Raw genomic sequence first — 13497 nt, forward strand, 5'->3', positions numbered from 1 at the left:
CGCCATCGCGAGCAGGCTCACTCCTACAGGGGAACGCATTCCAAATGTGGGAGCGACGGTGCGACGATTCGACCTGCTCGCGAAGGCGATGGTTCTGCCAACAAAGATCTAACTATCGTTACGCTGCCCCACCAGACTGTCTACCGACGGCACCCGCGTATCGCTCTCCATCTGCGTGTCATGTTCAATCTGATGACTGAAGCGATCGAGCGAGGCATTCGCCGGCGCTGCATCACTGGCAAATACCGGCGGACTCAAGATGTAAGCCCCCAGCAAGCGACTGAGCGCCGCCAGGCTGTCGATGTGCGTACGCTCATAACCATGGGTCGCATCACAACCAAAAGCCAGCAGGGCCGTGCGGATATCGTGGCCCGCCGTCACCGCTGAATGCGCATCGCTGAAGTAATAGCGGAACAGGTCACGGCGCACCGGCAGTTCGTTTTCACCGGCCAGACGCAGCAAATGTCGCGACAAGTGATAGTCGTAAGGGCCCCCGGAATCCTGCATCGCCACACTCACCGCGTGTTCGCTGGAATGCTGCCCCGGTGCGACCGGCGCGATGTCGATGCCGACAAATTCACTGACGTCCCAAGGCAATGCCGCCGCCGCGCCGCTGCCGGTTTCCTCGGTGATGGTGAACAGCGGGTGGCAGTCGATCATCAGTTCCTGACCACTGTCGACGATGGCTTTGAGTGCCGCGAGCAGCGCGGCAACCCCGGCTTTGTCATCGAGGTGACGGGCGCTGATGTGGCCGCTTTCGGTGAACTCCGGCAGCGGATCGAACGCGACCACGTCGCCGATGCTGATACCCAGGGAATCGCAATCGGCCTTGGTCGCGCAATAGGCATCCAGGCGCAGTTCGACGTGGTCCCAACTGATCGGCATTTCATCGACGGCAGTGTTGAACGCGTGCCCGGAGGCCATCAGCGGCAAGACACTGCCGCGAATCACGCCGTTGTCGGTAAACAGGCTGACGCGGCTGCCCTCGGCAAAACGGCTCGACCAGCAGCCGACCGGGGCGAGGGTCAGGCGACCGTTGTCTTTGATCGCACGAACGGCGGCGCCGATGGTATCCAGGTGCGCGGAAACGGCGCGGTCGGGGCTGTTCTTTTTGCCTTTGAGCGTGGCGCGGATGGTCCCGCGCCGGGTCATTTCGAAGGGGATGCCGAGTTCTTCCAGACGCTCGGCGACGTAGCGCACGATGGTGTCGGTAAAACCGGTGGGGCTGGGAATGGCGAGCATCTCCAGCAGGACTTTTTGCAGGTAGTTGAGATCCGGTTCGGGGATTTGCGTGGTCATGGAAACTCCTGATGGGTTGAGCACTGATCGTTCCCACGCTCTGCGTGGGAATGCAGCTGGGGACGCTCTGCGTCCCAAGAGTGGACGCAGAGCGTCCGGTGAGGCGTTCCCACGCAGAGCGTGGGAACGATCAGGAAAGGGTTAAATCGCCGGCTGACTGTGCGGAAACAACAAGTCGACAAACCGCTCCGCCGTCGGCTGCGGTTCATGATTGGCCAACCCGGCGCGTTCGTTGGCCTCGATAAACACGTACTCCGGCTGATCCGCCGCCGGCACCATCAAGTCGAGGCCGACCATTGGAATATCCAGCGCCCGCGCCGCCCTTACCGCGGCATCGACCAACGTCGGATGCAGAATCGCCGTGACATCTTCCAGCGTGCCGCCGGTGTGCAGATTCGCCGTACGGCGCACAAACAAATGTTCACCGGCCGGCAGAATGCTGCTGTAGTCATAACCCGCGGCATGCAAGGTGCGCTGGGTCTCGTGGTCCAGCGGGATCTTGCTCTCACCGCTGGTGGCCGCTTGCCGCCGCCGACTCTGCGCCTCGATCAATGCGCCGATCGAATGCTGACCATCGCCAACCACTTCGGCAGGCTTGCGAATCGCCGCTGCCACCACTTCAAAGCCAATCACCAGAATCCGCAGATCGAGACCTTCGTGGAAACTTTCGAGCAGCACGCGGCTATCAAATTGCTTCGCGGTTTCGATGGCTTGCTGCACCTCTTCGATGCTTTGCAAATCCACGGCCACGCCTTGGCCCTGTTCACCGTCGAGCGGCTTGACCACCACCCGTTGATGCTCGTCGAGGAAGGCCAGATTGTCGTCGGCATTGCCCGCCAGTTGCTGCGACGGCAGGTTCAATCCGGCGCCTTTCAGCACTTTATGGGTCAGACTTTTGTCCTGGCACAGGCTCATGCTGATTGCGCTGGTCAGGTCGCTCAACGATTCGCGGCAACGCACGCGGCGCCCGCCATGACTGAGGGTGAACAGCCCGGCATCGGCGTCGTCCACCTGCACGTCGATGCCGCGCCGATGGGCTTCTTCTACGATGATCCGCGCATACGGATTGAACTGCGCCTCCGGCCCCGGGCCGAGAAACAGCGGCTGATTGATGCCGTTCTTGCGCTTGATGGCAAAGGTCGACAGGTTGCGGAAACCGAGTTTGGCGTAGAGGTTTTTCGCCTGACGGTTATCGTGCAACACCGACAGGTCGAGATAGCTCAGGCCACGACTCATGAAGTGCTCGATCAGGTGCCGCACCAGCACTTCACCGACACCCGGGCGCGAGCATTGCGGATCAACCGCCAGGCACCACAGGCTGCTGCCGTTTTCCGGGTCGTTGAAGGCTTTTTGATGGTTGAGGCCCATGACGCTGCCGATCACCGCGCCGCTGTCTTCATCCTCGGCCAGCCAGTACACCGGGCCGCCCTGATGATGCGGTGTCAGTCGCGTGGCATCGATCGGCAACATGCCGCGCGCCTGGTACAACTGATTGATCGCCTGCCAATCCGCTTCGCTTTGCGCGCGGCGAATACGGAAGCCGCGAAACACTCGGGTCGCCTGTCGGTAATCGCTGAACCACAGGCGCAAGGTGTCGGACGGGTCGAGAAACAGTTGCGTCGGCTCCAGGCCGAGAATCTGCTGCGGCGCGGCGACGTACAAGGCGATGTCGCGCTCGCCGGGCTGCTCTTTGAGCAGTTCCTGCGCGAGCGATGCCGGGTCGGGAAACGTGTGGCCGATCAGCAAGCGGCCCCAGCCGCAATGCAGCGCAATCGGGTCGGCGGCCAGCGTGCTGCCGTCTTCGGCCAGACGAGCCTGCAAGCGTTCATAGGACGGTGTCTGACCGCGTAGCAGCCGTTGGTTGATGGCCGTGGCGTGGGGTTTCATCGATCAGATTCCTTGTTCACTGAGCCACAGATTCAGAGCTGCCAGTTGCCACAGCTTCGAACCGCGCAACGGCGTCAGTTGGCCTTGCGGATCGGTCAGCAATTTGTCGAGCATGGCCGGGTTGAACAGGCCGCGATCCTGACTCGGATCGAGCAGCAACTCGCGCACCCAGTTCAGCGTATCGCCCTGCAAGTGCTTGAGGCCGGGCACCGGGAAGTAGCCTTTTTTGCGGTCGATCACTTCACTCGGGATGACCCGGCGCGCGGCTTCTTTGAGCACTTGTTTGCCGCCATCGGGCAGCTTGAATTGGCCTGGCACACGCGCCGAGAGCTCAACCAGTCGATAGTCGAGAAACGGCGTACGCGCCTCCAGACCCCAGGCCATGGTCATGTTGTCGACGCGTTTGACCGGGTCGTCGACCAGCATCACCGTGCTGTCCAGACGCAGAGCTTTGTCGACGGCAGCATCAGCGCCGGGCTGGGCGAAATGTTCTTTGACGAAGTCGCCGGCAGCGTCATGCGCAGTCAGCCATTTCGGCTGCACGGTGGCGGCGTAGTCGTCGTAGCTGCGGTCGAAAAACGCGTTGCGATAGGCCGCATAAGGATCGGCCGCACCGTCGACTTGCGGGTACCAGTGATAACCGGCGAACAGCTCATCAGCGCCCTGGCCGCTCTGCACCACTTTGCAGTGCTTGGCCACTTCACGGGACAGCAGATAGAAAGCGATGCAGTCGTGGCTGACCATCGGCTCGCTCATCGCACGGAATGCGGCGGGCAGTTGTTCGATGATCTCTTTCTCGTCGATGCGCAATTGGTGGTGCTGAGTGCCGTAGTGTTTGGCGATCAGATCGGAGTACTGGAATTCGTCACCGCGCTCACCGCCGGCATCCTGGAAACCGATGGAAAAGGTCGACAGGTTTTCCACACCGACTTCACGCAACAGGCCGACGAGCATGCTCGAATCGACACCGCCGGAGAGCAGCACACCGACATCCACCGCCGCACGTTGACGAATCGCCACCGCTTCGCGGGTGCTGTCGAGAACGCGGTCGACCCAGTCTTCCAGCGTCAGGTTTTTCTCGTCTTCATGTGGGCCGTAGGGCAGGGTCCACCAGGTTTTCTGCTCGGTGCGGCCATCGGCTTCAACGCGCATCCAGGTCGCCGGTGGCAGTTTTTCGATGCCGGCCAACAAGGTGCGCGGCGCCGGGACCACGGCATGGAAATTCAGGTAATGATTGAGCGCCACCGGATCAAGGATCGGGTTGATGTCACCGCCCTTGAGCAGTGCTGGCAATGCCGAAGCAAAGCGCAGGCGTTGGCCGGTGCGCGACAGGTACAACGGCTTCACGCCGAGACGGTCGCGGGCGATGAACAGACGTTGCGCGTCGCGTTCCCAAATGGCAAACGCGAACATGCCGTTGAGTTTCGGCAGCAGCGCTTCGCCCCAGGCGTGGTAGCCCTTGAGCAGCACCTCGGTGTCGCCACCGGAATAGAAGGCGTAACCCAGCGCTTCGAGTTCGGCACGCAGCTCCGGGAAGTTGTAGATCGCGCCGTTGAAGGCCAGCGACAGGCCGAGTTGGCTGTCGATCATCGGCTGCGCCGAGCCATCCGACAGGTCCATGATTTTCAGGCGACGATGCCCGAGGGCAATCGGCCCTTGGGCATGGAAGCCCCACGCGTCGGGGCCGCGAGGGGCCAGGTGATGGGTGATTCTCTCGATCGCTGCAAGGTCTGCAGGTTGTTGATCAAAACGTAACTCGCCAGCTAATCCGCACATAAAGTCCTTACCGGTTTTTCCGTTGGGGAGGGGTCAAACGCTACCTCGCCAAAATGGCGGGTACTCAGAAACTGACCCGCCTCGGGAAATGGAGTTTTAGAACGATAAGTTATAAGGCTGCCGTTGGCTCACCATCACCGGCCAAGGATGACTTTTCCTTGAGATCCAACAGTTGATGGATCGCATGCAACTTTTCAGCGGACGTCCAGCCTTCTACGCCGGTAAACACTTCGCTTATAAGCGCATCCGTTGCGCAGGTGCGCAGACGCCTGCTGAAGTCGTCAGTCAGTGTTTCGCATAGCATCCGGCGTTGCTGAAGTTCAGGGGGCTCTCGCCGCTGCTGATGGTTTGATCTGCTGATGTCCGCTACGGGAACGGCGCACTGCCTGGCATCGGCGAGAAATGTATCCAGATGCCGACTGGCGATGTATTCGAACAACCGCTGTTTTAACGGGTGAAACGTAATGTCGTCAATAAACGAGATGGAAGACAAGTTACTTGTCAGAAACCCGTTCTGATCTGTTTTGGGCAGTCGGGAGGCGAACACTTTGCGCAATGAGGATTGCCCGAGCAGCTCGACCGCCAGGGTGATTCTGCAGTTGTCTTCGTCAGGGTTGAGGTAAAAGCCGGGGCCCGTATCATTAGGTACATATATCAGGTAGCGATCCTGGGTTGATTGATCTGTCAGGCGACAGGTAATTAAAACCGCGTCTACAAGATACTTGCCAAACAGTTGTACCGAATACAACTGGAGGGGTGCATTGTTAAAATTATCCCCATTGGCAATATCTGCCGATCCGCGGCTCAGATTTTTCAGCATGAACCACAGGGATTGATGGATGTCATTGCTGAAGTATTTGCCATAGGCCGCCAACTTCATGTTGAGTTTTGCCAGGCGCAGACCGTTCAATTTGACTGAAGACACGTTGAAAGTTCGCGATATGTAGTTTTGATACTGCACTCCAAGATCAAGCATACGGCTCAATGCAGCGAATTGGCGGGCGCCAATCCTGGTGTTCGTGGAGCCCTCGGTTGGTATGTCTTGAGCGTCAGTGAGTGTCTCGCTATCGTCGGAAAAATAATGCGCTGCTGTTTCGATGTCGGTGAAGTTCAACATTGCAGCGTCGAGCAAGGTGTAGAGAGGCATCGCCTTGCTCACGGAATGCCGGGGCTGGAGCCTGATCAAGTCCTGGGGATTGAGCTGACTGTTGTATTTATTTTGCAATGCCTCCTGAAGTCGTTGCCTGCAGAAGTCGTCTGGGGTTTTAAGCGGGGCTAACAAGTTGTCGAAAAAAACCTGGTAGGGATGTGCCTGTTCAAGGGTTTCTCGATACTCGGTGATTTTCCTTTTATCTGCATTTGCCAGTTTTTCCGACAGGTAATGTTCAATTGTTTTTGCAGTGTGCAGGTGTTTGATTTTGACCGGTGTATCCGTTGTTGATGGGGGCATGGCAGCAAACTCGTTCCTTGAATTGAACTTCCATAGTAGGCGCAAGTGTTGCTCAGGAATAACGCCATTATTCAATGGTTTGCCGGTCGGGTTTAGCAGTATTTTGAATGCTGGATATAAATGGATACCGCACTGTCAACGGCGAAATATGCCGGTTTTGATACTGGCGAAAAATATCAGTTAAAAGTGTTTTATTTGACTTTGTATTGGTACGGTTAAACCTCAAACCTGCAATAAAGGACTATTGCCGATGATCACTACACAGAAAAAATCCGTACCGCCGGCGCTGACTCAGAACGGGATTCTCAGCGCCTTGCTCGAAGCCACCGGCGATCTGGACAGCGCCGAGGCATTGCAAAAGAGCCTGCCTGACATGCTCCTCAAGAGTCCGGCCGCCACCCTGGTTGCGCTCGATCAAACCGCGCGAGACTTGCACGTCTCTCAACTGCAGGTCGACAAGGACCTGCTGCGGCTCACGCCTTTGAACACGTTCTGCAAAACCGAGTTGACCCGTGCGCTGAGCAGCAAGTGGTCAGCGGTATTCGACGTCGAGAAAGACCTGTTGAGTCTGCCGGGCCCCGATTGCGGTTGCCCGCCGACTTCCACCGATGGCGAGGCGATTGAAACGGTTCCGCATGCCACCCAGACGTTATTGCAAGCGGCGATGCAGAACTTCAGTGAGGACGAGGAAGCTGAAGACTATCCCGTCGGCAGCCTGGTGCGCGTGGCCAGTAGGCCGTCAGGCGTGCCTGGGTTGACCCCGGCGTCGTTTGCCAGATTCTGTCGCGAACTGGATCTGGGAAAGCGCTATCAGGAACATTTCCAGGCAGTGTTCGGCCTCAAGGACAGTGCCGGCGAGGTCGTAGCGTCCAGCGCGATGACCCGCGACATCGCGACGATGAAAAAACACCTGCTGCAACTGGACATGCATCTGGCCGGGCTCAGACAACACATCACACCGGCAGGCGTGCAGACGATCCAAAGCCTGATTGCCGCTGATGGCGTGGTGTCAGCGAAAACCCTGCAATACCAGCAACGCCCGTTGATCATGCAAGGCGTCGAGATACTCGACAGTTGTATCTGGGGCGTGGTGGTGTTTTCTGCTCGCTCGTTCGAGTTGTACCCGGATCAATGGTGCCTGGTGTACATGGCCAACGAGCCCGAAAGGCCCTTGTTCGAATACCCGAGCTTTACCGCGTTCAAGCAGTACCTCACGCAGCAATTGAAGGTGAAAAGCTACAAGGACTATTTCGCCAACAACATCGACGAAGATGACAAGGCGGACTTCTTCAAGACCTTCGCCGATACGGCGGATCTGGGGCACATCAGGCAGTTGCCGATCACCGTGCCACTGTTCGAATTCATGGTGCAGAGCCACGTCGGCAAACTGCAACTCGACGCCCGCAAACTCGCGGTGCCGACGGCTGACATCGATGAGGACGTGCGGCAGAAGCGCCTGCTCGATTTCCTTCAGATGGGTGTGACGATTGCCTCGGTGGCCGGGTTTTTTGTGCCGGTCGTGGGGCAATTGATGATGGGCGTCGCGGTCGGACAACTGTTGGCGGAGGTATACGAGGGTGTCGAGGACTGGCGTCGCGGCGACCACCAGCAGGCGTTTTCACACCTGTTGAGCGTGGCGGAAAATATTGCCTTGATGGCGGCTTTTGGCGCCGGACAGAAGGTGGTGGGGACGCTTGGCCGCAAACTGGTCCGTGGTCATCCGGAGTTTTTCGGACAGTTCATTGCTGTCACCAATGCGCTTGGCAAACCGCGGCTGTGGAAGCCTGATCTTGCGAGCTATGAGCATCGGCTGCCTGTGGGGTTTACGGTCGCCGCTGACTCCGAAGAGTTATACGAGATCAGCGGCAACATCGTCGGCCGCGTCGATCATCGAATCGTTTCCGGAACCATCGATACGCAGACCCATCGCTGGCGCCTGGCCCATCCCCAGCGCTTGCAAGCCTATGTCCCCGAGCTTGAGCGACATGTCGAGGGCGGCTGGCGATTTGCCGCTGAAGACCCAGCACAGTGGAACAGCGCGGCCTATACCCTCAAGCGCATGGACCCGCATCTGAGTGAATTCGTCGACAGCGATATCGACATTGTGCGCCGACTGAGTGGTGTCACCCACGATGAGTTGTACCGCGCCTTTAGCGACAATCTGGCGCTGCCGGTGCGCCTGCGCGACAGCGTGGAGCGGCTGCGCATCGGACGCCAGCTGCGCAAACTTATCCGCGAGCTGGAAAAAGGTGAAACGCATTCTGGCCAGCCGTTGCAGGAACAACTGCACGGTTTGCCGAAACTGCCGGGCTGGCCGACTGATCGTTATATTGAGGTCATCGATGACGACGCCAACGTCACGGCCAGGTATCCGGCCACCCGCATTGCCGATGACACCCTCAGTGTGGTTGTCAGCCAGGACCAGTTGGATAGCGGTCAATTACTTCAAACGGTGATCGATGGCCTCTATCAGGAAGAAGTCGATACGTTGCTGGGGACCAGGCCCAATGCCGGCAGCGAAAGGCAGGCGCTGGCGAGAAGTCTGGGTGCGGCTTTGAAAGCGGATCGTCGTTCGGTTTTCGAGCGGATGTATCAACGTTATGACCAGAGCGATACTGACGAGGTGAAGAAGTTGCGCAGCGTCTTTGCAGACATCCCTGCGCGCTATGCCCAGCGTTTGATCGATCAGGCGCCGAGTGTCGAGCGCATCCATTTGCGTTCGACCGGGCGGGTGCCTTTGCGCCTCGCACAGAAAGTCCGCAACGCCACTGCCCAGGTGCGTCTTGATCGTGCGCTGAGCGGGCTGCACATGCCGCAGGTCGCCAATGCCGACAGCGAAAAACTGACTATCGGGTTACTACAGGGATTGAGTGGCTGGGACGCTGGACTGCGTCTTGCGCTGCGTGACAAGACCCTGACCGGGCCAGTGCTGGAGGCCATCGGCAGTGAGTCGGCGACGCCGTTGAACACGTGCACGCTGGTCAAGTCCGGTGGCGGTTATGAAGTGTTCGCCGGCGACGGTAAACCCCTCGGTCGCGTGGCCGCAGGTCCCGACGACCTCTATGCCGCCATCCTCAAGGCACTCCCGCCGCGCCAGCGTAACGCTGCCGGTTTTCCCGATCCGGTCAGCGCTGACAGTGCGCGGCTGCGCAAACAACTGCTGCAGGTTGCGCTGGATGATCGTGAGGCCAGTGCCCGTCTCTTGACCGATGGCAAATTTGCGGCGCCGGCCGCCGAAGTCGCGTGTATTCAAGCCGATCATGCATCGACCGCGACCGCTCATCCGCGGGCGCTACTGCGCAAGGTGAGAAAACTCTATCCGCGCTTTTCCGAGGCCCAGGCCAGCGAATTTATCGATGGGTTGGGCACCGACGCGCTGACCCGCGCGATCCGGGTAAAAGCGTTGCGCCGTGAACGCGAGCAACTGCGCGACGTACTGGACGCCTGGAGTGAGGATCGAGTCGCGATGGAGGCGCTCGGTGGCGATGTGCGAGAAGTACGGCAAAGTCGCAAGTCGACGGCTGAGCAGATACAGGATGGGTTCCGACGACTTTTCACGGTGAACGATGCAAGTGGAAAATCCGTCTACGCGCTGAATCTTGACGGGATGCGTGTGGGAAAATTGCCGACTTTGCCTTCAGGGCTGAACTTCGACCATTTAAAGCATTTGTCGCTGAAGAACATGGACCAGGATGACGATCTTGTTTATTTCCTCAAGTCATTCAAGCAAGTCGAGTCTCTGGAACTCGACAGCAACAAACTCACCCGCTTGCCCGAGGTATTGTCGCACCTGCCCCATCTGTCCCGGTTGAGCCTCGCGGGCAACCAGATCAAGCTGACCGAACACACGCTGGCGAAGTTGGGCAACTTGCGCACGCTGCACCTCTTGAATCTGAACGGTAATCCGTTGGGGGCAACCCTGGACGTGAGCAAGATGCTGGATCTGTGCACGCTGTCCCTGCGCGAGACACAGGCTACCGAATTGCCCAAGGGCCTGGCGCGATTGCCCGTTCTGGACTGGGTGGATCTGCGTGATAACAACATCAGGGATTTGCCGGACTGGTTGTTCAAGACCTCCAGAGGTTTCAGCCGCGCCGTCAACTTGCGAGGTAATCCCTTGTCGCTGGCAAGCAGCACGCACCTGGCCGATTATCGAAACAACGTCGGCATCGGTATGGGCTATCTGGAAAATGATATCGCCCGTCTCGACGAACAGAAGGCGCGTGCGCTGTGGTTCAAGGAAGGCGCCGGCGCGGAGTGGGGGCGGCGTAATCGCATCTGGACCGCCTTCAAGGATGAGCCCAAGGCTGAGGGTTTGTTCCAGTTGTTGTCCGAACTCGGCAACACGGCGGATTCGGAGAAGGTCAGTCACGACATGCACCGACGGGTGTGGGCAGTGCTCGAGGCCGCCGAGTCCGATGCGGTCTTGTGCGAGCAAGTGCTGAACCAGGCGGCCAACCCGATAAACTGTACAGATTCGGCGGCGCTCAACTTCAGCCATCTCGAGGTCGCGGTGGAAGTCGACAAGCTGACCAACCTTGCGGGTGGCCGCATTATCACGGCCAGACCTTTGCTCCAGCTCGGTCGCGGCCTGTTCAGGCTGGACAAGCTGAACCAGATCGCTCAAGACCATGTGGGCAAGAACCCGACCGTCGATCCACTGGAAGTCAACCTCGCTTTTCGTATCGGTCTTGCCGATCAGCTTGACCTGCCGGGGCAACCGCGCAACATGCGATTTTCGGTCCTGGCCAAAGTGAGCCAGGCGGATCTGGAGCGGGCAAGGAACATGGTCGACACCGCTGAGCTGTCATCCGAATGGCTGAGATTCATGCTGCGTCAACCGTTCTGGTGCGATTACCTCAAGCGCACGTTCCCCCGCCAATTCGCCAGCATCAATGAAATCTTCCCGGATCGGATGAATGCAGCATACGAACAAGCGCAGAACCTGACCTCGGCCGATTTTCGCAGCCAGGTCGAGGCAATCGGACTCGAACGGGAGCAGGCAGAGGAAGCGGTGCTCGAGCGCCTGACCGGGGACGCGATACGCCTGATGGATCTGGGCATCTGTGCGATGCCCGATGCGTAAGGTTTTACCGGCCGCGTATCAACTGACGCAACGCAAAACGGTTGGGGTGGCAGGCCTCGGCCACGCTTCTGGGCAGGGGCAACGGCTCATCGTTCAGCCACGCGGCGAGCAACTCGCCGGACAGCGGCGCGGTGATCAGACCGCGCGAGCCGTGACCGCTGTTGACGTATAAACCGTCGAGCCAGGGGCAGGCGATGTCCGGCACTTGCCGGGCATCCTTGCTCAGTACCGCGTATGCCTGGATGAAAGCGCTGCGGTCGGCCAGCGGACCGACGATCGGCAGGTAGTCCGGGCTGGTGCAGCGGAACGCGGCGCGCCCCTCAAGGTTGTCGACATCCTGCTCGCTGATGGTCAGGCGTGCGACCAGATCAGCGGAGATCTCTGCAAGCATTGCCAGATTGCCCTGGTGTTCGGCGGTGGTCGGGGTGAGGTCGTCACTATTGAAGTCGAAACTGGCACCGAGGGTGTGTTCGCCCAGTCGTGCAGGAGCGACGTAGCCTTCAGCGCAGACGACTGTGGCCAATACCTGACTCTGTTCGGTCTGTGCCAAACGGGTGATCTGCCCACGAATGCGCTTGAGTGGCAGCTCGGCGCTTTGCGCAAAACGCTTGATCTCGGCAGCACCGGCCAACACGACTACGGGGGCACTGGCGAGTAGGCATTCGCCGTCGAAGGCTTGCCACTGATCATCGACCTTGCGTATTTCCAGCACGTCGCGATGACTGAGCAGTTCGATGTTTGGCTGCGCCGCTTGCGCCTGACAGAGCGCGGGCGGATGCACCCAGCCACCTTCGGGGTAGAACAAGCCGCCATGGGCCAGACCGACACCGGCGCGGGCCTGCGCCGCGGGCTGATCAAGCCATTGCAACAGATCTTCCGGGAAGGCTTGCGCCAATTGCGCGTGGCGCTCGGCTTCCTTGGCATTGAATGCCAGTTGCAGCACGCCGCAGTCGTCCCAGTCGGTGCCGCGTTGCAGGGTTTCCAGCAGGCGTCGGGTGTAACCGAAACCGCTGACAATCAGTTGTGACAACGCCGTGCCGTGGGCGGACAGTTTCAAGTACAGCACGCCCTGTGGATTGCCCGAGGCTTCTTGCGCCACGGCTGCATGGCGTTCGAGCAACGTCACTTGCCAGCCGCGAGCCGCCAGACTGGACGCCGTGGCACATCCGGCAAGACCGGCGCCGATCACCAGCGCACGACGCTCAGCGGCGATCGGCGCAGGGCGAGCAAACCACGGCTTTTCCGGCGCTGGCGGCGCAACCTCCTGCGGCCAGCCAAGAAATTCGCCACGCAGAATTTCCCATTTATGGCCGATACCCGGCGTGCGCTTCATTTTGAACCCGGCAGCGTTGAGCAAACGTCGTACCCAACCGGTGCTGGTGAAAGTGCTGATGGTCGAGCCGGGCGCTGCCAGTCGCGCCAGTTCGACAAACAGTTCGGCAGTCCACATGTCGGGGTTTTTCGCCGGGGCGAAACCGTCGAGAAACCACGCGTCGATCTGCGCATCGAGCTGCGGCAGTTGCTCCAGTGCATCGCCGATCAATAGCGTCAGCGTCACGCGGCCGTTGGCCAGAGTGATGCGCTGAAAACCGGCATGGATCGCCACGTAATGGCGCAGCAACTGATCGGCCAGCGGCTTGAGTTCCGGCCACAAGGCCAAGGCCCGCTGCAAGTCTGCCGGGCTCAGCGGATATTTTTCGACGCTGACAAAATGCAGCCGCGCACCGGCGACGGCGTGTTGCTCGAACAACTGCCAGGCACAGAGAAAATTCAGCCCGGTGCCGAACCCGGTTTCACCAATAACCAACCGACCGCTTGCCGGCAACGCCGCAAAGCGCTCGGCCAGACGGTTTTGTTCGAGGAACACATAACGGGTTTCATCCAGACCTGATTTGTCGGAAAAATACACGTCATCGAACACCCGCGAACGCGGGCGTCCCTGGTCATCCCAGTCGAGTTGGGCGTGGGGCAATACGGCTTTCATGGCAGGCTCGGCAAC

The 13497-nt window shown here is 59.4% G+C and carries 6 protein-coding genes; 1 reads left to right on the plus strand and 5 read right to left on the minus strand.

Features of this window, described 5'->3' with window-relative positions:
• Positions 1 to 108: 108 nt before the first annotated feature.
• From ACOYXJ_RS17700 to ACOYXJ_RS17715, 4 genes are all read right to left on the minus strand, one after another.
• Positions 109 to 1299 (minus strand): osmoprotectant NAGGN system M42 family peptidase, encoded by a 1191-nt coding sequence (locus tag ACOYXJ_RS17700; protein WP_016985987.1) that lies wholly within the window; start codon positions 1297 to 1299, stop codon positions 109 to 111.
• Positions 1300 to 1440: 141 nt separating this feature from the next.
• Positions 1441 to 3186: an N-acetylglutaminylglutamine synthetase gene (ngg, locus tag ACOYXJ_RS17705; RefSeq protein WP_150706509.1), complete on the minus strand. Its 1746-nt coding sequence runs from the start codon at positions 3184 to 3186 to the stop codon at positions 1441 to 1443.
• A 3-nt stretch (positions 3187 to 3189) separates the two neighbouring features.
• Complete coding sequence (locus ACOYXJ_RS17710; RefSeq protein WP_460370727.1) at positions 3190 to 4962, minus strand: N-acetylglutaminylglutamine amidotransferase; 1773 nt, start codon at positions 4960 to 4962, stop codon at positions 3190 to 3192.
• Between the two features lie 109 nt (positions 4963 to 5071).
• Positions 5072 to 6412: a dermonecrotic toxin domain-containing protein gene (locus ACOYXJ_RS17715; protein WP_460370729.1), complete on the minus strand. Its 1341-nt coding sequence runs from the start codon at positions 6410 to 6412 to the stop codon at positions 5072 to 5074.
• Between the two features lie 250 nt (positions 6413 to 6662).
• Here ACOYXJ_RS17715 and ACOYXJ_RS17720 point away from each other — a divergent pair, with 250 nt between their 5' ends.
• The gene (locus tag ACOYXJ_RS17720) at positions 6663 to 11498 is read left to right on the plus strand and encodes an NEL-type E3 ubiquitin ligase domain-containing protein (protein WP_460370731.1); all 4836 of its coding nucleotides are present in this window, start codon (positions 6663 to 6665) and stop codon (positions 11496 to 11498) included.
• Between the two features lie 4 nt (positions 11499 to 11502).
• On the opposite strand, the gene mnmC is transcribed toward ACOYXJ_RS17720, so the two are convergent.
• A complete protein-coding gene (mnmC, locus tag ACOYXJ_RS17725; protein ID WP_150793056.1) occupies positions 11503 to 13482 on the minus strand; it encodes a bifunctional tRNA (5-methylaminomethyl-2-thiouridine)(34)-methyltransferase MnmC2/FAD-dependent 5-carboxymethylaminomethyl-2-thiouridine(34) oxidoreductase MnmC1 in 1980 nt (659 codons plus the stop codon).
• Positions 13483 to 13497 lie beyond the last annotated feature (15 nt).

The sequence above is a fragment of the Pseudomonas sp. Tul2A7 genome (assembly GCF_054790505.1).

Bases quoted from the DNA above. Each gene is read 5' to 3' on its own strand.
- ACOYXJ_RS17710 (WP_460370727.1), bottom strand. From the start codon at position 4,962: ATGTGCGGATTAGCTGGCGAGTTACGTTTTGATCAACAACCTGCAGAC.
- mnmC (WP_150793056.1), bottom strand. From the start codon at position 13,482: ATGAAAGCCGTATTGCCCCACGCCCAACTCGACTGGGATGACCAGGGA.
- ngg (WP_150706509.1), bottom strand. From the start codon at position 3,186: ATGAAACCCCACGCCACGGCCATCAACCAACGGCTGCTACGCGGTCAG.
- ACOYXJ_RS17715 (WP_460370729.1), bottom strand. From the start codon at position 6,412: ATGCCCCCATCAACAACGGATACACCGGTCAAAATCAAACACCTGCAC.
- ACOYXJ_RS17700 (WP_016985987.1), bottom strand. From the start codon at position 1,299: ATGACCACGCAAATCCCCGAACCGGATCTCAACTACCTGCAAAAAGTC.
- ACOYXJ_RS17720 (WP_460370731.1), top strand. From the start codon at position 6,663: ATGATCACTACACAGAAAAAATCCGTACCGCCGGCGCTGACTCAGAAC.